At 41.7% G+C, this 21,464-nt stretch carries 20 protein-coding genes; 11 read left to right on the forward strand and 9 right to left on the reverse strand.

Translation table 11 applies throughout. The annotated features are described in order from the left end of the window. Nucleotides 1-32: 32 nt before the first annotated feature. Entirely contained in the window at nucleotides 33-2,153 is a 2,121-nt protein-coding gene (gene scpA / locus AC3IRX_RS08030; protein WP_489209548.1) for a methylmalonyl-CoA mutase, read from the forward strand. Between the two features lie 61 nt (nucleotides 2,154-2,214). Here the strand turns inward: scpA and AC3IRX_RS08035 are convergent, their stop codons facing one another. Continuing rightward, on the reverse strand, nucleotides 2,215-2,490 hold the full coding sequence (locus tag AC3IRX_RS08035; protein WP_489209550.1) for a c-type cytochrome: 276 nt from the start codon (nucleotides 2,488-2,490) through the stop codon (nucleotides 2,215-2,217). A 66-nt stretch (nucleotides 2,491-2,556) separates the two neighbouring features. Here AC3IRX_RS08035 and AC3IRX_RS08040 point away from each other — a divergent pair, with 66 nt between their 5' ends. Together AC3IRX_RS08040 and meaB are read left to right on the forward strand one after the other, a co-directional pair. Then, the gene (locus AC3IRX_RS08040; protein ID WP_489209551.1) at nucleotides 2,557-3,549 is read left to right on the forward strand and encodes an enolase C-terminal domain-like protein; all 993 of its coding nucleotides are present in this window, start codon (nucleotides 2,557-2,559) and stop codon (nucleotides 3,547-3,549) included. 12 nt (nucleotides 3,550-3,561) lie between these two features. Next, nucleotides 3,562-4,551 carry a methylmalonyl Co-A mutase-associated GTPase MeaB gene (gene meaB, locus AC3IRX_RS08045; protein ID WP_489209553.1) on the forward strand — a complete coding sequence of 330 codons (990 nt, stop codon included), beginning with the start codon at nucleotides 3,562-3,564 and terminating at the stop codon, nucleotides 4,549-4,551. Here the strand turns inward: meaB and AC3IRX_RS08050 are convergent. Then, complete coding sequence (locus tag AC3IRX_RS08050; protein WP_489209555.1) at nucleotides 4,541-5,065, reverse strand: DUF4251 domain-containing protein; 525 nt, start codon at nucleotides 5,063-5,065, stop codon at nucleotides 4,541-4,543. The genes meaB and AC3IRX_RS08050 overlap by 11 nt on opposite strands. Nucleotides 5,066-5,181: 116 nt before the next feature. Here AC3IRX_RS08050 and AC3IRX_RS08055 point away from each other — a divergent pair, with 116 nt between their 5' ends. After that, nucleotides 5,182-5,991: a M48 family metallopeptidase gene (locus AC3IRX_RS08055; protein ID WP_459082639.1), complete on the forward strand. Its 810-nt coding sequence runs from the start codon at nucleotides 5,182-5,184 to the stop codon at nucleotides 5,989-5,991. A 70-nt stretch (nucleotides 5,992-6,061) separates the two neighbouring features. Further along, nucleotides 6,062-6,406, forward strand: a complete 345-nt coding sequence (locus AC3IRX_RS08060; RefSeq protein ID WP_459082637.1) for a hypothetical protein — start codon at nucleotides 6,062-6,064, stop codon at nucleotides 6,404-6,406. A gap of 32 nt (nucleotides 6,407-6,438) precedes the next feature. Here the strand turns inward: AC3IRX_RS08060 and AC3IRX_RS08065 are convergent, their stop codons facing one another. The 7 genes from AC3IRX_RS08065 to lon form a co-directional block, all read right to left on the reverse strand. Next, nucleotides 6,439-7,065, reverse strand: a complete 627-nt coding sequence (locus AC3IRX_RS08065; protein ID WP_489209558.1) for an outer membrane beta-barrel protein — start codon at nucleotides 7,063-7,065, stop codon at nucleotides 6,439-6,441. A 2-nt stretch (nucleotides 7,066-7,067) separates the two neighbouring features. Then, complete coding sequence (locus tag AC3IRX_RS08070) at nucleotides 7,068-7,868, reverse strand: ABC transporter ATP-binding protein (protein ID WP_489209560.1); 801 nt, start codon at nucleotides 7,866-7,868, stop codon at nucleotides 7,068-7,070. Next, nucleotides 7,868-8,620 (reverse strand): MlaE family ABC transporter permease, encoded by a 753-nt coding sequence (locus AC3IRX_RS08075; protein WP_489209562.1) that lies wholly within the window; start codon nucleotides 8,618-8,620, stop codon nucleotides 7,868-7,870. The genes AC3IRX_RS08070 and AC3IRX_RS08075 overlap by 1 nt, the downstream gene beginning before the upstream one ends. A gap of 67 nt (nucleotides 8,621-8,687) precedes the next feature. Beyond that, nucleotides 8,688-9,317 (reverse strand): 7-carboxy-7-deazaguanine synthase QueE, encoded by a 630-nt coding sequence (locus tag AC3IRX_RS08080; RefSeq protein ID WP_489209564.1) that lies wholly within the window; start codon nucleotides 9,315-9,317, stop codon nucleotides 8,688-8,690. A gap of 49 nt (nucleotides 9,318-9,366) precedes the next feature. After that, nucleotides 9,367-10,242, reverse strand: a complete 876-nt coding sequence (locus AC3IRX_RS08085) for a bifunctional 5,10-methylenetetrahydrofolate dehydrogenase/5,10-methenyltetrahydrofolate cyclohydrolase (RefSeq protein WP_489209566.1) — start codon at nucleotides 10,240-10,242, stop codon at nucleotides 9,367-9,369. A 26-nt stretch (nucleotides 10,243-10,268) separates the two neighbouring features. Next, nucleotides 10,269-11,915: a glucose-6-phosphate isomerase gene (pgi, locus tag AC3IRX_RS08090; protein ID WP_489209567.1), complete on the reverse strand. Its 1,647-nt coding sequence runs from the start codon at nucleotides 11,913-11,915 to the stop codon at nucleotides 10,269-10,271. 240 nt (nucleotides 11,916-12,155) lie between these two features. Then, a complete protein-coding gene (lon, locus tag AC3IRX_RS08095; protein ID WP_489209569.1) occupies nucleotides 12,156-14,558 on the reverse strand; it encodes an endopeptidase La in 2,403 nt (800 codons plus the stop codon). A gap of 265 nt (nucleotides 14,559-14,823) precedes the next feature. Here lon and AC3IRX_RS08100 point away from each other — a divergent pair, with 265 nt between their 5' ends. From AC3IRX_RS08100 to AC3IRX_RS08125, 6 genes are all read left to right on the forward strand, one after another. Further along, a complete protein-coding gene (locus tag AC3IRX_RS08100; RefSeq protein ID WP_489209571.1) occupies nucleotides 14,824-16,971 on the forward strand; it encodes a peptidylprolyl isomerase in 2,148 nt (715 codons plus the stop codon). Nucleotides 16,972-17,094: 123 nt separating this feature from the next. Continuing rightward, the gene (locus tag AC3IRX_RS08105) at nucleotides 17,095-18,042 is read left to right on the forward strand and encodes an MlaD family protein (RefSeq protein ID WP_489209573.1); all 948 of its coding nucleotides are present in this window, start codon (nucleotides 17,095-17,097) and stop codon (nucleotides 18,040-18,042) included. A 14-nt stretch (nucleotides 18,043-18,056) separates the two neighbouring features. After that, complete coding sequence (locus AC3IRX_RS08110) at nucleotides 18,057-19,385, forward strand: 4Fe-4S dicluster domain-containing protein (RefSeq protein ID WP_489211481.1); 1,329 nt, start codon at nucleotides 18,057-18,059, stop codon at nucleotides 19,383-19,385. Between the two features lie 56 nt (nucleotides 19,386-19,441). Then, nucleotides 19,442-20,221: a (Fe-S)-binding protein gene (locus AC3IRX_RS08115; protein ID WP_489209575.1), complete on the forward strand. Its 780-nt coding sequence runs from the start codon at nucleotides 19,442-19,444 to the stop codon at nucleotides 20,219-20,221. 55 nt (nucleotides 20,222-20,276) lie between these two features. Continuing rightward, nucleotides 20,277-20,768, forward strand: coding sequence for a hypothetical protein (locus AC3IRX_RS08120; RefSeq protein WP_489209576.1), 492 nt, complete (start codon nucleotides 20,277-20,279; stop codon nucleotides 20,766-20,768). Between the two features lie 174 nt (nucleotides 20,769-20,942). Further along, complete coding sequence (locus AC3IRX_RS08125; protein WP_489209578.1) at nucleotides 20,943-21,455, forward strand: hypothetical protein; 513 nt, start codon at nucleotides 20,943-20,945, stop codon at nucleotides 21,453-21,455. Nucleotides 21,456-21,464 lie beyond the last annotated feature (9 nt).

A 21,464-nucleotide genomic window follows, 5' to 3' on the forward strand; every position in this document is an offset into this window, starting at 1 on the left:
TGTAACTTTACTTTTTCAATCCACTTACCGTTATGCGCCGGAAAATTCAAAATCAAAATCCTGACTTTAAGATACTTACATTCCCAAAGACTCCCTTTCTTTTTGAAAAGGACGGATTGGAATTAAAATCTCATTACACAGAGGCGGACACAGATACTTCTCTTACCTCTAGTGTAAGTGCAGGGGTGGCTCCTTATCTTCGAGGGCCCTATCCTACTATGTATGTACAAAAGCCGTGGACCATTCGTCAATATGCCGGTTTTTCCACTGCGAAAGAGTCCAATGCATTTTATTTAAAGAACCTCGCAGCTGGGCAAAAGGGGCTTTCGGTCGCCTTTGATTTAGCCACCCACCGAGGATACGATTCAGACCATCCAAGGGTTGAAGGAGATGTCGGTAAAGCCGGGGTAGCCATTGATTCGGTGGAAGACATGAAAGTTCTTTTTGATAAGATTCCTCTGGATGAGATTTCTGTGTCTATGACAATGAATGGAGCTGTGCTGCCTATTTTGGCCTTTTATATCGTGGCTGCCGAAGAGCAGGGCGTGAGTCAAGAGAAATTGTCAGGGACCATTCAGAATGATATATTGAAGGAATTCATGGTGAGAAACACCTATATATATCCACCCAAGCCGTCTATGAAAATCATTGCGGATATTTTTGAATATACCGCTCAAAATATTCCGAAGTTTAATTCGATTTCCATTTCAGGCTACCATATGCAGGAAGCAGGTGCGACGCCCGTTTTAGAAATGGCTTACACACTTGCAGACGGACTTGAGTATGTACGTACAGGGATTAAAGCAGGGATGTCAATCGATTCCTTCGCGCCTCGTCTCTCCTTTTTTTGGGCCGTAGGAATGAATCACTTTATGGAGATCGCTAAGATGCGAGCTGCCCGTTATTTATGGGCAGAGCTTCTCAAGCCCTTTCAACCTAAAAACCCTAAAAGTCTTGCACTTCGTACCCATTCTCAAACTTCGGGTTGGAGTCTTACAGAGCAAGAACCCTTTAATAATGTAACAAGGACTGCTATTGAAGCCCTGTCGGCAGCTTTAGGAGGTACGCAATCTTTGCATACCAATGCTTTGGATGAAGCCATTGCACTGCCCACGGATTATTCTGCAAAAATTGCAAGAAATACACAAATTATTCTTCAACAGGAGAGCGGTATTTGTGACGTGGTTGATCCCTGCGCAGGCAGTGACCTTGTCGAGGCATTGACCAAGCAGATGATTACAGAAGGGATGAAGTATATTGAAGAAGTAGAATCGCAAGGGGGAATGACCAAAGCGATCGAACAAGGAATTCCAAAGATGAGAATCGAGGAAGCCGCTGCCCGCAAACAGGCCAAAATTGATTCTGGGGAGGAGTTTATTATCGGGGTCAACTCCTTCAAGTCTGAACTTGAACAGCCACGCTTCGATATTCTTGATATAGACAATTCACAGGTCCGTAAAGAGCAAATTGAGCGACTAGAGAGTCTTAAAAGTAGTCGCGATGCACAAAAGGTAAGTGAAATCCTTCAGGAAATTGAACAGACGGCTAGTAGCGGCGATGGAAATTTATTAGAACTTTGTATTGAAGCAGCCAGAAGGCGAGTGACCTTAGGAGAAATGAGTGATGCGATGGAGAAAAGTTTCGGTCGTTACAAAGCGAACATTAGAACAATTCAAGGAGTGTATGCGATGAGTGCAACTAAGAATGAATATTTTGCCAAAGCCCTTGCTTTGTGCGAAACCTTTGAGAATACCTTCGGACGTCGTCCCCGTATTATGGTTGCGAAAATGGGACAGGACGGTCACGATCGAGGTGCAAAAGTCGTCGCGACTGCATTTGCGGACATGGGCTTTGATGTCGATGTCGCGCCTTTATTTCAAACCCCAGTGGAAGTAGCTCTTCAAGCCGTGGAGAACGATGTCCATGTATTAGGGATCTCTTCTCTTGCGGCAGGGCATAAAACCCTAGTGCCTAAAGTCGTAGAAGAACTTAAAAAACTGGGAGCCACCGATATCAAAATCGTGGTTGGGGGCGTAATCCCGAAACAAGATTATGACTATTTGTATGAAAACGGGGCCGATTATATTTTTGGGCCCGGTACAAGTCTTCCTCAGTCTGCTTGTCAGATTCTAGAAGGGTATTTGAAAGAATAAACCATTAAAAGCAAAAAAAGCGGACTTTGTCTCTAGGGAAAGTCCGCTTTTTTATTCTTTTTTAGTTCGTGTTAGAGACGTACTCATATACAAGTTTCCCCTGCTCGTCGCTTAGTTTGGCTTTCGGTGCCATTGCATTCACGAGCCCTACCCACTGTTCGTCCGTAAAAGATTTTGGTTCAGGGAGTGCATGGCATTTATGACAAGAGTTTTCAAAGATGGTTTTGCCTTCTGCAATTTGCTTCTCTTTTTTAAGTTTGCTTCCAGCCATACCGCTCTGGGTACAAGAGGCTAAAGCCAGCCCCATCGTGAGGGTGCCGAAGATCATTTTTTTCATAAAGAATTTTGTTAGTTGTTATTTTTGGTTAAATTTAAATAATTTACATGAGTAACCAAAGATCCGATGGAATTACGATGGAAAGTTAGAAAATTAATTTTAAAAGAGCCTTTTCATATTACGTATGGGCAATTCGACTATCGAAATGCCCTTCTTGTGGAACTCTCAGAGCAACACGAAGTGGGGTATGGGGAATGTGTCGAAATCACGTATTATGGCATCGTTCTCGCTGATTTTGAAAAAGAATTGGTTCGAATTAGGCGTCTTCTAAAAGAAGTCTCTAAGGTGATTCCGCAGGAGTTTTATTTGATTTTAATGAAGTGGGCTCAAAATCCCTTTTTACGTAGCGCTCTGGATTGTGCCTATTGGGATTTGTATGGGAAATTAGAGGGCAAATCTTTTGGAGAACTAAATTCAATTGGAGGTTCTCTCCCCTTTTCCTCTTTAACCCTTAGCGGAGGAACTTCATGGGAGCAGGTGCAAAAGATTAAGAGCTCAAAATGGAGCTTCTTTAAAGTAAAGTTTGTGGAATGGAATCCCTTGCAATTAGAAGCTCTGTTAGAAACAGGAAAAAAGATTGCTATCGATGCGAACACTAGTTTTGGGCCTGAGGATTGCAAGCGCTTAGAGGCAAGTGTAAACGTTGAAAAACTAGTATATGTAGAGCAGCCCTTAAAAGTGGGCGAGTATAAAGCTTTATCACGCAACTCAAAAGTGAACTGGATGGGCGATGAAGATTTTCAATCAATGGATCAATTGGCGGAATTGCAGCCCCATTATCCCTCTTTAAATCTTAAGCTTATGAAATGCGGTGGACTGACCCCCGCGCTTGAGGTGGTCAAAAAAGCGAAAGAGTACGGGTTTAGGGTGATGATTGGGTGCATGACAGAGTCCTCAGTCGGAATTTCCGCAGGGATTGCCTTGGCGCCCCTTTGTGATTATGCGGATCTAGACGGGGCAGAATTAATCGCAAACGATGATGCGGTTGGGAGTAAAGTTTACCAAGGGGAATTGCATTTAGAGAGTTCGCCAGGACTAGGCATTCAAATGAAAACATAATAAGGAGAAAAGATGAACGAGATATCGATACAGGAGTATTTGAAGGGAATTCGAGAGGGAGACAAAAGAATTTTGGCCAAGGCGATCACTTTGGTGGAGAGTAAGAAGCCAGAACATCGAGCGAAGGCCGAAGACCTGTTAAGGAAAATCATGCCGTATGCTGGGAATTCCATTCGAGTAGGCGTCACAGGGGTTCCAGGCGTTGGAAAATCCACCTTCATTGAAAGTTTTGGGCTTCTGGCAATAGAAAAAGGCAAGAAAGTGGCAGTCCTTGCAATCGACCCTAGTTCCACACTTAACAAAGGATCTATTTTAGGAGATAAAACTAGGATGGAGGAGTTAAGCAAATCCGCCATGGCCTTTATCCGTCCTTCGCCTAGTTCTGGATTTTTGGGCGGCGTGGCAAACACTACCTTTGAAACGATGCTTTTGTGTGAAGCAGCTGGATACGATTATATATTGATTGAAACTGTGGGAGTGGGGCAAAGTGAGGTGATGGTTTCTGAACTTAGCGATGTCTTTTTGTTTTTGAAAATTACCGGAGGTGGAGATGAACTGCAAGGAATCAAGCGTGGCATAATGGAAATGGTCGATCTCATTTTCATCAACAAAGTGGAAAATGATAATTTAGCCCTCGCCAAACAAACCAAACAGGAACTCTTGAGGGCGCTCTATTTTATGCCAGAAAAAGAGCCCAATTGGAAAGTCCCAGTTCTTTTAGGTTCAGCGCTTGAAAAACAAGGACTTGACAAAGTGTATAGTTCAATTGAAAAGTTTATCGATCAGAAGAAACAATCAGATCGATTTGTCCAATGCCGGCAGGAGCAAGCCGAAAAAAGGTTTTTCTATTGGGTGAAACACTACCTTCTAGAACGGACTGAAGCCGATGCCTATTTATCAGAAAATTACGAGCGGCACAAACGAAATGCTTCCGAACTTAAGTCTACACCCAGTTCCGAAGCAAAAAGTTTTGTGAATTTACTCTTTAAGTCTAATTCTTAGTTTCGTTTTTCATTAAGTACCCATCGTACGAAATGAGTTGACGATCGTTTGCTTCAATGGTTAAGTAGGCACGACCGTTGGGGTACACTTGCATGACCATTCTTTGCACATGAGTCACATCCTGAGGGCGGAGAGTAATTACTTTGACATTGCGTTTCTCAACAGATTCTTGGTAGTTGAATTTCTCGGAAGTAAATCGATAGCTTTGTTTGTCAGGATCGGTTGTAGGCGTGTACATGCGTCCAAAATAAGGAAGAGTCGAGGTAATCTTTTCTTTAGTCACTTCCACTGTATACCCATAATCAAGGTCTAATAATCGAGAGCTCCCCTGCACGGATCCACTCATTACCCTTGAAATGTCATTAGTAGAAGGCACCGCTCTTTTTGCCATAAAGGTGAATTCTTTAGAGTTTAGCAAATTATCAAGTGTTGTTTTATCAAGGTAATCTTGAGAGCTACAAGATTGGAGGATTGCCAATGCGAAGACAACCGATAGGAGTATGTATTTTTTCATTTTTCAATATTTTATAGGTTTCTTACAAAATTCATGCTCAAAGGCTACTAAAGGTACATTATTTTTCACAATTGGAACAAATATTGTAACCACGATATTTAATAACACTTAAAACTATGAAATTAATACAAGTATTTACAGTGGGCGCTGCATCTCTTTTGATGATTGCCTGTACTACGAACCCCCTCACGGGACGTCAGTCCGTACAATTAGTGAGTGACGCAGAAATTGCCAGTATGGCGGTTCAACAATACCAGGAAGTTTTGTCAAAATCCAAGGTAGTCAAAGGAACTACAGCGGCTAACCAAGTGAAGAATGTAGGTCTTCGGCTCCAAAATGCAGCCAAGAACTATTATAATTCCATTGGGCGTTCGCAAGATTTAACGTCTTTTAATTGGGAGTATAATTTGATTCAAGATGCATCTGCAAACGCATGGTGTATGCCCGGAGGAAAAGTGGCCGTTTACAGTGGGATTTTACCCATTACGCAGAATGAAACCGGTTTAGCGGTGGTATTAGGCCATGAAATATCCCACGCTTTGGCGGGTCACGGCAACGAGAGAATTTCTCAAGCCATGATAGCGCAGTATGGCGGACAGATTCTTGGTGGTACCATTTCTAACGGACAACTTGGGCAAGTTTTGGGCTCTATTTACTCCGTAGGAGGTCAAGTAGCCTTACTTAAGTACGGGAGAAAACAAGAATTGGAAGCGGATGAAATGGGACTTTACCTTATGTCAATGGCAGGATACGACCCAAGAGGAGCTACACCTTTCTGGAACCGTATGGAGTCGATGACCACAAGTGGCAACAGACCTCCAGAATTCCTCTCTACTCACCCGAGTCCGGAGAATAGAAAATCGCAAATCGCGGCACATTTACCAAAAGCCCTCGAATATTATAAGAATGCAGGTGGTAAAATTTAAATCCATCTAATTAGAAACCTAAACCTCTTCAAAATTTTACTAAATTTGAAGAGGTTTTAATTTATATACTATGAAAAGTCTAAGTCTCGTCGGTGTCATACTTTTAGTAATCGCCACATTTTTATTTTATCTAACCACTGATTTTGCGGTGGAACAAATCAAACTTTCCCATATTATGGGAATTATGGCTGGGATTGGGCTCGGACTGATTTTCGGTGGAATGGTAGGCTATGTGAGCAAAGGAACGGCGCTCAAACAAGAACAGAAACGCCGCGAATTTAAACAACTGCAGAAAGAGAAATTAGAACTCGAACGCAAAGCACAAGAGCTTGCTAAAGAAAAGGAATTGCAGCAAAAAGTAGTGGAGCAAAAAGAAACTCCGAATGAAAATATAAATCCCCCGAATTATTACTAATTCAGGGGATTTAAATATAGGTTCTTTGCTTCTTAGAATGCGTAACCAAGTCCAACCATAAATAAGCTTGGACGGTTGTCATAACGGACTGTGTAGCTCTCACCCGCAACGTTGTTGTTAATGAACTCACGCTGATCTTTGTTGAATGCACCTTCGTAGCGTGCGTTGATCAGGAGTTTACTCACTTTCACTTGCGCTCCAAATTGATACCCTACGGTAAAGTTTGATTCTGCATTTTCTTTGAAATCATTGTATTGGTTGTCTGTGCTAAGGTTATAGCTTGCGACAGGTCCTACAAATACACCGAGTTGATCTCCAAGTAAATTTAACCCAACAAGGACCGGTAAATCCACACGGTTGCTTTTTGCTTCAATCGTGGTATTGGTCACGGGATCGGTTAATTCATTTTTGAACGTAGTGTAATAAAGTTCAGGCATAATAAACAGGGACGTAGGTAAATCAATTTTCGCAGAAAGACCTACATTGAATCCTGTATTGTTCTTACCACTCGAATTGTATGCATCGGTGGCAGAATTTGAAATGTTTTTCCAAGTAGGCTTGCCCGTTGGAAATAATAAATTGGCTTTTGCCGCAAGAGAGACTTGCGCAGAAAGCGTCACGGATAGACCGATTAAAGCGGCACTGACTAATTTCTTCATTGTTATTCCGGTTTCGTTATTTGATTTTCGATTGAGGTTTTGTTGGTACTCAAAAAGTATTCTCTTAATTCCTTAAAGAGTTCGGAGGAGTAAACAAAATCAATCAGGTTTTTATTCCCTGCAGTGATCACCTTGTTTTTATCACCCTCCCATTCCAAAATTCCTTCCCTTAGGTATACAATTTTCTCGCCAATGGTCATCACAGAATTCATATCGTGCGTATTTATAATGGTCGTGGTATTGTATTCCTTCGTGATTTCTAGAATCAAATCATCGATAACATTCGAAGTATAAGGATCTAAGCCAGAATTGGGCTCGTCACAAAACAAGTACTTTGGATTGTTGACAATGGCCCTTGCAATGGCCACCCTTTTTTGCATCCCTCCGGAAATTTCTGCAGGATATTTTCGTTGTGCGTTGTCAAGACGCACGAGCCCCATGACTTGAAAAGCTCTTCTTTTTTTCTCGCGGAAGGTTAAGTTTGTAAACATATCGAGTGGAAAGGTAATGTTTTGCTCCACAGTTAAAGAGTCAAACAGAGCGCTTCCTTGAAACAGAGTTCCAATTTCAGAGCGCAGGGTTTGTTTTTCGTCTCGTCCCATTTTCATAATGTCTCTCCCATCGAATAAAATCGTTCCGCTCGTAGGCTCATGAACATTGAGTAGCGACTTTAAAAAGACGGTTTTCCCAGAACCACTTTGCCCTATGATTAAATTGACCTTTCCGGTATCAAAAGTAGTCGTGATGCCTTTAAGTACCTGCGTACCGTCAAAGCTTTTCTTTAAGTTTTTAACCTCTATCATTAGCTTAAGATCATTTGGGTTAATATAAGCTCCGAGATGATAATAAAGACCATTGTCCAAACTACCGCCTGTGTACTTGCGCGACCCACTTCTAAAGAGCCTCCTTTCACATTGTATCCAAAATAGGCAGGGACCGTGGCGATAATAAATGCAAACACTACGGTTTTGGTGAAGGCATAATAATAAAAGAGAGTGGGCATATACATTTGGATCCCTGAGATGTATTCTCCTGAAGTCCAGTTGCTTGTGAATTCTCCTGCGAGATACCCGCCAAAGATACCCACGGTGATACTAAGTGCAATAAGCAGTGGGTTAAACAAAACGCAAGCAATTATTTTAGGAAGAATCAGAAAGTTCGCGGAATTAACCCCCATAATATCAAGGGCATCAATTTGTTCCGAGACTCTCATCGTTCCAATGCTCGAGGCAATATAGGATCCGACCTTTCCAGCAAGTACGAGGGCAATAATCGTAGGGGAGAATTCTAGTACGAGAACCGCTTTTGTAGCATACCCCACAAAACTTGGGGGAATGGGAAAGGACGAGGCGTTGAAGTTATTGAACATTTGTATCGCAACCACAGCGCCGACAAATATCGAGGTAAATACCACAAGACCAAATGAGTTCACACCCAGGTCATATATTTCCCGCATCAAAAGCCTCCAAAAGACGGCAGCTTTTTGGGGTCGGCGAATGCTTTTTCCCATAAGCATAAAATACTCGCCAAATGCGGTTAAAAACTTTTTAGTCATACTGCGAAAGTAATATTAATATTTTAATTATGCTCTACAACAGAGTAGAACCTTGTGCATGTCTTATCTAGGGAATGTTTAAATATTTATGAGTCTGAACCGAGGCTTGCCACTGTGGGTTTTCCAAAATAAAGTCCGTTATTTTTGGATACATTTCCTCGCGTTTTCCCCATTCGCTTTGCAAATATAGTCGGCAATTAGCAGATACTTTTTCAGCCTGTCCTTGGGCAAACTTAAAATCATTTTGATTAAAAACAATCATTTTCAGTTCGCTTGCCTTTTTGTAAATTTCCTCTAAAGGAAGACCTGTCTTTTTAGGTGAAAGCGTAATCCAGTCGAGCGTTCCACTCAGGGGATAGGCCCCAGAGGTTTCAATATGAATGGTACATCCGCGCTCTTTTAATTTTGCCGTTAAAAGATCGAGATTCCACATGAGGGGCTCACCTCCAGTTAAAACGATGGTTTTGCACTGGTTTGCCGCCGTTTCTGCCACCTGTTCTACATCGAGCAGGGGATGGATTTTTGGATCCCAGCTTTCTTTCACATCGCACCAATGGCATCCCACGTCGCACCCCCCTAGACGGATAAAGTAAGCCGCCTTTCCTGTATGGGCACCCTCTCCTTGGATGGTGTAAAAATGCTCCATGACAGGCAGCATTTTACCTTCTTTTAATAATTGTTCCTGATCTTCTATCATTTTGTATTGAAATAGGGAAACCTAGTTCCACTCTTTTTTTATCTAGTTCTTAGCCTTTTCGTTTGTAGGCTAGCAAAGTGTTTTTCATTAGCATAGCTCGGGTCATCGGCCCAACGCCTCCGGGTACCGGTGTAATCCAGCTCGCCTTTTCTTTGCATCCCTCGTAATCCACGTCTCCTTCCAAATGAAATCCACGTTCTCCTGTGTCCTCCACTCGGGTGATTCCGACGTCAATAATCACAACCCCTTCTTTCACCATGTCTTTTTTCAGGTATTTCGGAGCACCAAGGGCAACCACGATAAGGTCTGCTTTGCGTGTGTATTCTTCTATATTTTGGGTATGGCTATGCACAACCGTCACGGTTGCATCGCCAGGATCCCCTTTGCTGCTTAGTAAAATGCTCATAGGACGACCTACAATTCGGCTTCTTCCAATGACCACGCAGTTTTTTCCTTTTGTACTAACATTGTAACGCTCAAGTAAAGTCATGATCCCGTAGGGGGTTGCCGGTAAGAATGCCTCCATTTCTAAGGCCATTCTACCAAAGTTTTCTGGATGAAAGCCGTCTACGTCTTTTGTGGGGTCAATCGCATTAATGATGAGTTCTTGATCAATACCTTTTGGCAAAGGTAGCTGTACGATAAACCCGTCGATCGCGGGATCTTGGTTTAGCTTTTCAATTTCTGCAAGAAGTTCAGACTCACTCACCGTGTCCGATAGGCGAATTAAAGTGGACTCGAACCCTACCTCTTTACAGTCTTTCACTTTGCTATTTACATAGGCTTTGCTTGCGCCATTTTCACCCACAAGGATAGCTGCTAAATGTGGAGCTCGGAGCTCCTGAGCTAAAATTTTATCTACCTCTACTTTGATTTCGCTTTTGATGTCTTTCGAAACTTTGAGTCCGTCTAGTATTTGAGCCATAATTCTGATTTTTGCAAAAAGATGTTTTATTGATTGTTTGCTTTGTAGTAATTAAGTAATCCGTTCGTGGAACTGTCAAGTCTAGTTGTCTTCTCCTTGCTCTGTAGTTCGGGAAGAATTCCTTTGGCAAGAACTTTCCCAAGTTCAACGCCAAACTGGTCAAAGCTAAACACATTCCAAATCACCCCTTGTACGAAGATTTTATGCTCATACAATGCAATTAGTTCGCCTAGAGTGAAAGGGGTTAGCTCCTTGAATAAAAGTGAGTTGGTGGGAATGTTTCCTTTAAATACTTTGAAATTTGCAAGGCTTTCAATTTGTTTTTCCTCTTGTCCGCTTTGTCGAAGTTCGGTTTCCACTTCCTCTTTTGTCTTACCAAAAGCCAAAGCTTGGGTCTGTGCAAAGTAATTTGCCATCAATTTAGGTTGATGATCAGAAACTGAGTTTAAAGACTCTACATAGCCAATGAAATCAGAAGGGATAAGTTCCGTGCCTTGATGGATTAGTTGATAAAAGGCGTGTTGTCCATTGGTGCCGGGTTCGCCCCAAATAATGGGCCCCGTTTCGTAGTCGACAAAATTGCCATTTCGATCCACACTTTTTCCATTGCTTTCCATGTCGCCTTGTTGTAAGTAGGCTGCAAAGCGATCTAAATATTGAGAATAGGGAAGAATCGCATACGATGATGCGTCGTGAAAATTGCGATACCAAATTCCTAGTAGCCCCATCAGAACAGGGACATTCTGATCTAAAGGTGCCGTTTTGAAGTGCGTGTCGGTTTTGTTGGCCCCTTTTAAAAGAGATTCAAAATTTTCATACCCTACCGCAAGTACAATGCTCAGTCCAATGGCGCTCCAAAGAGAATAACGGCCTCCAACCCAATCCCAGAATTCAAAGATTGAATCTGCAGAGATTCCAAATTCTTGAACCGCTTTTGTATTGGTCGATAAAGCGACAAAATGCTTCGCAACATCACTTGTGGTCGCACCACTTTCTAGTAGCCATTGTTTTGCAGACTCTGCATTGGTCATGGTTTCTTGCGTAGTAAAGGTTTTCGAAGCGACAATAAACAAGGTCGTTTCAGGGTCTAAAGGTTTTAGTACTTCCGCAATGTGATTGCCATCCACGTTCGAAACAAAATGGACATTTAATCTCGTTTTGTAGTGTTTTAATGACGATACCACCATCACAGGCCCTAAATCGGATCCTCCGATGCCGATGTTTACAACGTCCGTAATGGGTTGATGGGTATACCCTTTATGGTCCCCTGAAATTACATTTTCAGAAAACGATTTCATTTTGTCTAGAACCTTTTGGATTTGCGGTTTTATGTTCTGCTCGTCCACCAAAATAGGATCCGAAGAAAAATCTCGAAGGGCGGTATGAAGAACGGCTCGGTTCTCAGTCTCGTTGATTTTTTCTCCTGAAAACATTGCTTGAATGGACTTTTCTAAGTCGCATTCTTTCGCTAACTGAAGAAGTAAATCTTTGGTTTTTTGGTCAATTAAATTCTTCGAGTAATCAAAGAGGAAGTGATCGCTTGCAATAGAAAATGTCTCGAAACGAGTGCTGTCTATGGCAAACAAGGTGCGCAAATCAAAGTTTTGAGTTGAAAAATGGGCTTGTAGGTCCTTCCATGCTTGGGTTTGAGAAGGGTTTATTTTTGAAAGCATAAGGTACTTTGTTAGTTGAATTGTATTTGAGGTGGTAAAATTACGCAAATTATCACCTTTTGCCTAGATTTTAGAAGGGTGATATTGTAAAATCATACCCTTTCCTTGTCCGAATTCTTTGGGAGGCAAAGTCCAAGGCTCTGCGTCTTAAATTAAATTGCCAGTGCGAGAGGTCCTCACAGCAAAACAAAGTTTCTCCAAAGGCCTTCTCGCACTGGCAAAATTATAAGACTTTTCCCTCTAGACAATGGCAATGTCAATCACCTCGCTCATTTTCGTCACGTAGTGGATTTTGAGATTTTTCAGGTAGTCTTTTTTAATTTCATCCACATCTTTTCGATTGGCCTCGCAAAGGATGACTTCCCGAATTCCAGCGCGGTTCGCAGCAAGAAGTTTCTCCTTGATTCCTCCCACAGGAAGTACTTTTCCTCGCAGCGTGATCTCTCCGGTCATGGCCATGTGAGGTTTCACTTTCTTGTTCTTGAAACTCGAGACCATTGAGGTTAACATCGCGATCCCAGCGGAGGGTCCGTCTTTTGGAGTGGCTCCTTCAGGAACGTGCACGTGTATGTTAAATGAACTGACCTCTTCTTCCTTGAGGCCTAATTCCAAATGCTTTGCTTTAATGTATTCCAAAGCGATGGTCGCCGATTCTTTCATCACATTTCCTAAATTCCCCGTCATAGTCAAATTTCCTTTTCCGGCACTTAAAAGACTTTCAATAAAGAGAATGTCTCCCCCGACACTGGTCCAAGCTAGCCCTGTGACCACTCCAGGAACTCCAGAGATTTCAGAAGCGGTTTTCTCCCTAGGTACCCCCAGAATTTGATCAATTTGCTTTAAGGTTAATTTAGGCTCGTATTCATTTTCCATTGCAATTTGCAGGGCAACCCAGCGTGCAATGGAAGCAATTCTTTTCTCTAATGTTCTCACTCCCGATTCAGAGGTGTGACTGTCGATGATATGCTTCAGTTCTCTGTTTCCTAGTCTAAAGGCCTTAGAATCCAGTCCTGAATTTTCTTGTTGTTTTTGGATAAGGTGTCTTTTGGCAATTTCAATCTTTTCTTCGGTTGTATAGCCTGTGATTTCAATGATTTCCATCCGGTCTAACAAAGGAGATTGTATGGTGGAAAGTGTATTGGAAGTGGCGATAAACATCACTTTTGAAAGGTCGTATCCATATTCTAAGTAATTGTCATAGAAACTATGGTTTTGCTCCGGGTCTAGAACCTCTAGCAAGGCTGAACTTGGATCTCCATGCACGCCTTGTCCTATCTTATCAATTTCATCAAGGACTACGACAGGATTTGAGGTGCCTGATTTTTTGATTGACTGTAAGATTCTCCCCGCCATTGCACCAATGTAGGTTTTACGGTGTCCCCGAATTTCACTTTCGTCATGTAAGCCCCCAAGCGAGACGCGTACATAGTTTCTTCCAAGCGCATTCGCGATGGATTTACCTAAGGAGGTTTTCCCCACCCCTGGAGGGCCTGTAAGACAGAGGATTGGCGATTTCATATTGTCCTTTAATTTGAGGACTGCCATGTGCTCAAGGATTCTTTTTTTGATGTCTTCAAGACCAAAATGATCTCGGTCTAAAATTCGTTGCGCTTTTTTAATTTCAACCGAATCTTTTGAAAATGTATTCCAGGGTAGATCCGTGAAAAAGTCTAAATAGTTTCGCTGTACATTGTAGTCTGGCGAATTGGGATGTTGTCGGGACAAGCGGTTAAGTTCCTTTTCAAAATGTTCTTCTACTTTTGGATCCCAAGAGAGTTTGCTTGCCTTTTCACGTAGTTCCTCCGCATCGCTTTCTGCTCCACCGCCGAGTTCTTCTTGAATGGTGCGGATTTGCTGATTTAAATAGTATTCTCTTTGTTGCTTGTCGAGGTCTTTGGACGTTTTTTGATGAATTTGATTGCGAAGTTCCAATTTTCTAAATTCTTCGTGCATATAGGAATAGCAACGTTTCGCTCGTTTCATCAAGCTTTTTTCTTCTAGAAGGCCTTGTTTGTTTTGCACACTGAAGTTTCCATTTGTACAAATGAAATTCAATAGGTCTTCATTTTGCGTTAAATTGTTAATCGCAAAGTTGGCTGCATTCGGAATGTTCGGATCCAGCTGAATGATTTTGAGTGCAAGGGCTTTAATGTTGTCTATGAGTGCTTCGTACTTATGACGGTCCCTCGTGGAGGACTCATTCAATTGTTCAATGTTCGCTGTCATGTAGGGCGTTTGTTGAACGTAATTTTTTATTTTAAAGCGAAGCATCCCTTTGGTAATTGCCGTAATATTGCCCTCGGGCAAAGTGATAATCTTGACAATCTTCGCTAAGGTTCCAATTTGATACAAATCCGATGTTTCAGGATTCTCTAAATTGCTATTTTTTTGACTGATAATCCCAATGATGGTCCCGTTTTTTTGCGCGTCTTCTAGGAGTTTCTTGCTTTGTTCTCTTCCTGCCGTAATCGGGATGATCACCTGGGGAAACATCACGAGATTTCTGACGGGAAGAATAGGGTATAGTTTCTGGGTGTCTAGTTGAGTTTTATCCTCGAAATCGATCATACTTAAGTCCTGTGCGAAAACTGTAAAATCATCCTCCAATAGTCCTTCTAAATTCATGTCTTCAAATTCGATCATAATATTATTGTAAATGACAAATTGTCATTGTTATTTCGTTGTGCCGTAGCAGGGAATCCAAGGTTTGTCAGAAATCCGCTCGTGCATAGGTTTTAAAGGAGGACTGCTCAATTCTTATGCCAATAGTGTGAGTGGGCGGATTGTAGACATATTTTCCAATTTTTCTGAATCGTAGGTATTTTGCGCAAAAACAAAGTGGAAATATTTTTTTTCTAATAGGTTAAAAATGTGTATTTTCGCACACTGATTAAAAAGTTTATATAGAATGGCAGTTTTAGGAGAAATTAGAAAAAGATCTTGGTTAATGATTGGGGTGATTGCACTTGCGCTATTTGCGTTCTTAGTGACTCCAGATAGTATCGATCAAGTGTTCGGCAAGAATCCTAATATTTTAGGACAAGTCAATGGCGACAAAATCACTAGAGACGAATACAATGACCAACTTTTACTACTTCAGCAGCAGGCTCAACAACAAGGACAGCCTAGCACAGGACTCGAAGAGCAAGCGTGGCAAATGTTGGTTCAATCCAAGTTAATCAAGCAGCAATTTGATGAGCTAGGGCTCGAGTTGAATGACGATTACTTTTGGAGCCAACTGAAATACGATCCCATGTTCGCACAAGTTCCTGATTACTTTGACGAGAAGGGAAACTTCAAATTGCAAGAAGTGAAGCAGTACTATGAAGGACTCGAAGCGGCAGGACAAATTCAAGAACATAACCAATGGCTAAAAATCAGACGCGGTGTCGAATATCGTATGATGGCTAGACAGTTGTTTGCGAATGTATCTTCCGGAATCACAGCGAGCAAAAAAGAAGTCGGGGAGATGATTTCTCAAAGAGATAAAGTGGCAGACATTGACTATGTTCAGATCGATTACGCGACTTATCTTCAAAAAAATCCAATCAAAGTTAGCACGCAAGATTTAGCAAACTATATCAAAGAGAGACCTAATACTTACAAATCAGAAGCAAGTCGCAACCTTGGAGTCGTGTATTTCCCAGCGAAACCTACACTTCAGGACGACACGAAAGTGAAAGATGAAATTGAAAAGTTACTAAATAAAGGAACGGACGCTTCAGGAGGGACTGAGAACTTCATTAATACGACACAGGATTCTATGTTCGTCATGCTGAATTCAGACTTGCCTTTCAATCCTACTTATTTTTCTAAAGAGCAATTGCCACCAAGCATTTCCGATAAAGTTGCAAGTGCAGCCATTGGTCAAACCTTTGGACCGTACAAAGAGCAAAACCTTTATGTAGTTTCTAAATTACTAGATAAGAAAACGTCAGATTCAACTTTGTCTCGTCACATTCTAATCGCGCACAGTGCGAGCCCAGCGGCGCAAGGAATCAAAAGAACCAAGGAAGAAGCTAAGAAACTAGCGGATTCGATTGGTGCGATTGTACAAGCAAACCCAGGTAAATTTGCTGAATTTGTGAATTTATCAGACGATCCAGGTTCTGCTGCGCAAGGAGGAAGTTTAGGATGGACTACACCGAACACTCCCTTTGTTCCTGAATTCCAAGCGTATTTAGGCAGTCATGCAAAAGGCGCAACAGGCGTTGTAGAAACACAATTTGGCTATCATATTATTAATATTCAAGATAAGAAAACAGGAGCGATGGGTTACAAGGTTGCAAACCTTGTGAAAACAATCAAGCCTTCTGAAGAAACAGAAAACGCAGTGGATAGAGACGCAAGACGCTTTATTCAACAAGTTCAAGGGAAATCTTTCAACGATTTCGCAAACCTAGCGAAGAAATCTAAGTTTGAATTTACGAATCCTAAAATGGTAAAACGTTTTGACGGACGTGTTCAGGGATTAGGTACGGACAAAGATGAAGAAGTAATCTCTTGGGCATTTAACAAGAAGAGAGAGAAAGGAGAAACTGAGTATTTTGTTGTGGAGGGAACTGGAGATCGTATTGTGGCCTATTACAACGGGAAACAAGACAAAGGTCTAGCCGATCCAGAAACCGTAAGAGACCAGATTGAACCCATCGTGAAAAACCAATTGGCTGCGAAGCAAATTATGGACAAAATCAAATCTGGAAACGTGACAGGACTTGATCAAGCGGCCAAATTATTTGGAGCAACGAAAGCTTCTGCTAGCGTGAACCTTTTGAACCCAGTCGTAGGTATGGCTATGGAACCTAGAGTTGCAGGAGCCGCATTCGGCGTTCAAAAAGGGAAACTCTCACAACCTGTCGAAGGAATCAGCGGCGTCTATCTAGTGGTGAAAAAATCGGAAACGATTAACAAACAACCAGGAGATGAGAAGCAAATCGCCGAGGCTATTGCAGGTCAAAATGCACAAATGTTCGGTCAACTCTTCATGAAGAGTTTAGTGGACAATGCAGACATTGACGATTATCGAATCGAAGTTTGGGATAAAACAGGCAAATAATAAATCCTTTTATGGATCCTTAAAAAGCGGCAGATAATGCCGCTTTTTTGGCTTTTCACTCCACGATGAATTGAGTTTTTTTAATTAAAAATATCCTATATTTGTCACTCAAAATTTGAACTTGTGAAATTTTCTAAAGAATTAAAAGCAGGCTTAATTGCCGCTTTAGCGATCATAGGATTTGTAGTGTTATTTCAGTTTATGAAAGGCAAAAGTCTTTTCGTATCTGATAACGTTTTCTATGCGAAATACGATAACGTGGAAGGGCTTGAACCTTCCTCGCATGTGTCTATTAATGGACTTAAAGTAGGACAGGTGGACGAAATCGCTCCCGTGACTGGAAAAGATGGGAAACTTCATTTTGTCTTAAAAGTCACTATGGACGATCAATTTAAATTTTCTAAAAATTCTACACTCGAAATCTTTGAACCTGGACTGATGTCTGGAAAACAAGTTCGAGTGAATCTGGAGTACGGAGGAGAAGAGGCGAAATCAGGCGATACTTTAAGTGGAGGATATAAGGATTCTATGATGAACAGTATTTCCTCTCAAGTAGGTCCAGTGAAAGATCAATTGCAATCCGTCTTAAAGAGAGTGGATTCTCTAATGATTAATGCCAATTTAATGACCGGAGCTGAAAACCAGGCGGAAATTAAAGCTCTACTTATTAACTTGAATCGTACTGTAGGGGCTTTTGAAAGGACTTCTTCGCAAGCCAATCAATTGCTTGCCAACAACGATCCGAGAATCCAAAAGATTTTAGACAATGCAAATCTAGCGACCTTGAGCGCTCGCGATGCGATGGATCACTATGGAAATATTGCAGAGCAGATCGACACGGATAAGCTCAACAATACCATCGATGCGCTTAACAAAACGACCTCGCAATTAAATAATGTTATTACAGGAATACAAAATGGTGAAGGTTCTCTTGGTAAATTGACAAAAGATGAGGAACTTTATCAAAATTTGAATAAGACAGCGGAAAACCTGAATGCTTTGGTGGAAGACATGAAAGCAAATCCGAAGCGATATGTGAACTTTTCCGTATTTGGTAAAAACAGTAAATAACCCCCACGCCTATGATGCCGTATCTTGATAATATTCTATTTGGAATCTTACTTGTTTTAGGGATTGGACTTTTTGTTCGAAGTCTTCAAAAGCTAGTAAGAAATATTAAACTCGGTAAAAAGGTGGATCGATCCGATCGCCCAAAAGAGAGATGGGCATTAATGGCCAGAGTTGCTTTAGGGCAGAGCAAGATGGGTGCACGCCCTGTTGCTGGAATCCTTCACATCCTAGTTTATGTGGGCTTCGTAATTATCAATCTAGAGCTTATTGAAATTATTGTAGACGGTCTTTTCGGCACGCACCGATTTTTAGCCTCTGTGCTAGGCCTTTCTCTATACGGAGTCTTTACCGCAGTTTTAGAGGTTCTAGCCTTGCTTGTTTTGATCGCAGTGGTCGTCTTTTTTATTCGTAGAAATTTCTATGGCGTTCGCCGCCTCACCATGAAAGAATTGTTTGGATGGCCTAAGAACGATGCAAATTGGATTCTTGTCATTGAATTTGCGCTCATGCTTGCCTTCTTTACCATGAACGGTGCGGATCTTCGCATCCGAGAACTGAGCGGAGAACAGATTCTAGGGTATTTCCCTATTAGTGAAATAACGCTTAGTCCCCTGTTTAGTTCGTTAGGACTTTCTAGTGAAGCTCTTCATTTAGCGGAACGTGGAGCGTGGTGGTTCCATTTCGTTGGAGTGCTCTTCTTCATGAACTATCTTTACTTCTCAAAGCATTTGCATATTTTGTTTGCCTTTCCAAATACTTGGTTTGCCAAGCTCGAGCCAGTAGGAGAACTTACCAATTTGCCTGCTGTGACACGTGAGATTAAATTAATGATGGATCCCAATGCAGATCCTTTTGCGGCGCAAGAACCGAGTGCAGAGCAAGCGGACGAGAAGTTTGGCGCCAGCGATGTGTTAGAACTTAATCAGGTGCAGCTGCTTAATGCGTATACATGTACAGAGTGTGGACGATGCACAGACGTGTGTCCTGCCAATTTAACGGGCAAGAAACTTTCTCCGAGAAAGATCATGATGGATACGAGAGATAGGCTGGAAGAGGTAGGCAGAAATGTAGAGAAGAACGGCTCGTTTGTAGCGGACGGTAAAAAACTATTAGACGATTATATCACTCGTGAAGAATTGCGAGCATGCACTACGTGCAATGCTTGTGTACAGGCCTGTCCTGTTCTTATCGATCCTTTGTCCATCATTATTGATTTAAGACGATTTATGATCATGGAGGAATCTTCCGCTCCACAGGAATGGAATTTGATGATGGCCAATATCGAAAACAACGGGGCGCCTTGGCAGTACAACCAAGCAGACCGTTTAAACTGGGCGCAATAAACCGAGCGCCGCTTTTGTAAAGCGTGAGCTTTATGTAACAAAAACAAAAACTGAGTATGGATTTTAAAATAAAAACCATGGCCGAATATGCGGCCGAGGGAAAAGCGCCAGAGGTGCTGTTCTGGGTAGGTTGTGCAGGAAGTTTTGATGACCGAGCTAAGAAGATAACGCGCGCATTTTGCAAAATACTAAATAAGATCAATGTTGAGTTTGCCGTTTTAGGGCAAGAGGAAAGTTGTACAGGAGATCCTGCAAAACGAGCCGGTAATGAATTCGTATTCCAGATGATGGCCATGACGAACATCGAGGTTTTGAATGCCTACGAAGTCAAAAAAATTGTGACCGCTTGTCCACACTGTTTTAATACGATTAAGAATGAGTATCCAAGTTTGGGAGGGCATTACGAAGTGATGCACCACACTCAATTTTTAAAGAATTTAATGAAAGAGGGAAGGCTTAAAATCGAAGGAGGTCGATTCGAAGGAAAGAAGATTACCTTTCATGACCCTTGCTATTTAGGGAGAGCCAATGGAGAATACGAAGCTCCACGAGATCTGCTCTCTAAACTCGATGCGGAACTAGTGGAAATGAAACGATGCAAGCAAAGTGGACTTTGCTGTGGCGCTGGCGGAGGACAAATGTTCAAAGAACCTGAAGCCGGGAAGAAAGACATCAACGTAGAGAGAACAGAGGAAGCATTGGAAGAAAAGCCCGATGTGATTGCCACAGGATGTCCTTTCTGCATGACCATGATGAGCGACGGTGTGAAGCACCTTAACAGTACGGTAGAGGTCAAAGATATTGCGGAGCTTTTAGCGGAGGCGGAAGATTTGTAAAGAAGGCAAGAGTTTGTTTTTCACTAACTTTGCATAATTAAAAGAAAATTAAGAAATGAGAATAGAGGAATCTGAAGTCATTGAAACAAATGATTATCGAGTGCTTATATATCCTGCTTCTAGACCTTTCTTGCCAAAAGAAAGCAAAAAGATTACGGAAAAATTATATGATTTTTTAGGAACCTGGGCTGCCCACGGCAAACCACTATCGGCTTCCTTTAAAATCGAGAAGAATCAGTTTCTTGTCGTTGCTGTAGATGAGGAGAAAGAAATGGCCTCGGGATGTTCGATTGATACTTTAGGAGAGGCAATACGAGAATTGGATCACGAGTTTTCGCTCGGCTTTTTTGATCGAATGAAAGCCTCTTATGTAGAGAACGGAGAAATTAAGACCCTAAAATTAGGTGAATTTAGATCCGGTCTAAAGGATGGAAGTATTTCGCACGAAATTGAAGTGTTTGACTTTTCAAAATCAAGTTACATTAGTTTTTTATCGGATTTCTTGCTTCCCCTAAAAAGAAGTTGGGCAGGAATCTACGTAGAATAAAGAGTACTTTTGATAAAAATAAGGGAAAGGGCGAATGCCTAGAACCTAAAAAAAAGTCCTTATTTATCATGAGGACTTTTTTTTGGTCCTGATGAGTGGAAAAGTGCACTTTTTCGGTTCAAGTTAATCCACTGGATATTTTCATAGCACTTAAAATAATGCTATTTTTGCTTAATGAACGTCAAAAAATACCTTTTTCTTCTCGTTTTCATACTTCTAGCGGCTTCTTGCCGTCAAGGAGAAGACGATGTACAAGCGATAGACCAAGTGCTTCGAATTTATGTACAGGACGAGGCGGGTAACGATTTGCTTGACAAGGAAGAAGAAACTTCTTTATTCAGTGTGAATTTAGTGGACTTGGACGCCAGTACGGCCAATGTCCCTGTTAGCGCAATGAAGAAGAAGGACAGTCTGAAAGGATATTATTATGAATACATTTCAGGGGCTGTACGCACGCTCGAGTCGGAGGATGCCGAGGCTCAGTCTTATTATTCGACATTGGGAATTCGTTTTCAAAATGAGCTCGATTCAGAAATAGACCAAGATACGCTTCGTTTCGATTATAAATTGACACCCAGACTGTTTTCTTTAGAGCAGGTTTGGCTCAATCAGGATCTTGTCTTTACAAGAGACGTGAATAAACAAAATGAACTTGTGATTAAAAGAGAACTCACAATCACAAACTAGAAAGGATTT

This window comes from Epilithonimonas sp. KH_059, assembly GCF_057838485.1.

Excerpts from the sequence above, each read along its gene's own strand:
- lon (WP_489209569.1), bottom strand. The coding sequence starts at position 14,558 with ATGATCGAATTTGAAGACATGAATTTAGAAGGACTATTGGAGGATGAT.
- AC3IRX_RS08035 (WP_489209550.1), bottom strand. The coding sequence starts at position 2,490 with ATGAAAAAAATGATCTTCGGCACCCTCACGATGGGGCTGGCTTTAGCC.
- AC3IRX_RS08125 (WP_489209578.1), top strand. The coding sequence starts at position 20,943 with ATGAACGTCAAAAAATACCTTTTTCTTCTCGTTTTCATACTTCTAGCG.
- AC3IRX_RS08070 (WP_489209560.1), bottom strand. The coding sequence starts at position 7,868 with ATGATAGAGGTTAAAAACTTAAAGAAAAGCTTTGACGGTACGCAGGTA.
- AC3IRX_RS08040 (WP_489209551.1), top strand. The coding sequence starts at position 2,557 with ATGGAATTACGATGGAAAGTTAGAAAATTAATTTTAAAAGAGCCTTTT.
- AC3IRX_RS08100 (WP_489209571.1), top strand. The coding sequence starts at position 14,824 with ATGGCAGTTTTAGGAGAAATTAGAAAAAGATCTTGGTTAATGATTGGG.
- AC3IRX_RS08060 (WP_459082637.1), top strand. The coding sequence starts at position 6,062 with ATGAAAAGTCTAAGTCTCGTCGGTGTCATACTTTTAGTAATCGCCACA.
- AC3IRX_RS08110 (WP_489211481.1), top strand. The coding sequence starts at position 18,057 with ATGCCGTATCTTGATAATATTCTATTTGGAATCTTACTTGTTTTAGGG.
- pgi (WP_489209567.1), bottom strand. The coding sequence starts at position 11,915 with ATGCTTTCAAAAATAAACCCTTCTCAAACCCAAGCATGGAAGGACCTA.
- AC3IRX_RS08055 (WP_459082639.1), top strand. The coding sequence starts at position 5,182 with ATGAAATTAATACAAGTATTTACAGTGGGCGCTGCATCTCTTTTGATG.
- meaB (WP_489209553.1), top strand. The coding sequence starts at position 3,562 with ATGAACGAGATATCGATACAGGAGTATTTGAAGGGAATTCGAGAGGGA.
- AC3IRX_RS08050 (WP_489209555.1), bottom strand. The coding sequence starts at position 5,065 with ATGAAAAAATACATACTCCTATCGGTTGTCTTCGCATTGGCAATCCTC.
- AC3IRX_RS08085 (WP_489209566.1), bottom strand. The coding sequence starts at position 10,242 with ATGGCTCAAATACTAGACGGACTCAAAGTTTCGAAAGACATCAAAAGC.
- AC3IRX_RS08065 (WP_489209558.1), bottom strand. The coding sequence starts at position 7,065 with ATGAAGAAATTAGTCAGTGCCGCTTTAATCGGTCTATCCGTGACGCTT.
- scpA (WP_489209548.1), top strand. The coding sequence starts at position 33 with ATGCGCCGGAAAATTCAAAATCAAAATCCTGACTTTAAGATACTTACA.
- AC3IRX_RS08115 (WP_489209575.1), top strand. The coding sequence starts at position 19,442 with ATGGATTTTAAAATAAAAACCATGGCCGAATATGCGGCCGAGGGAAAA.
- AC3IRX_RS08080 (WP_489209564.1), bottom strand. The coding sequence starts at position 9,317 with ATGATAGAAGATCAGGAACAATTATTAAAAGAAGGTAAAATGCTGCCT.
- AC3IRX_RS08075 (WP_489209562.1), bottom strand. The coding sequence starts at position 8,620 with ATGACTAAAAAGTTTTTAACCGCATTTGGCGAGTATTTTATGCTTATG.
- AC3IRX_RS08120 (WP_489209576.1), top strand. The coding sequence starts at position 20,277 with ATGAGAATAGAGGAATCTGAAGTCATTGAAACAAATGATTATCGAGTG.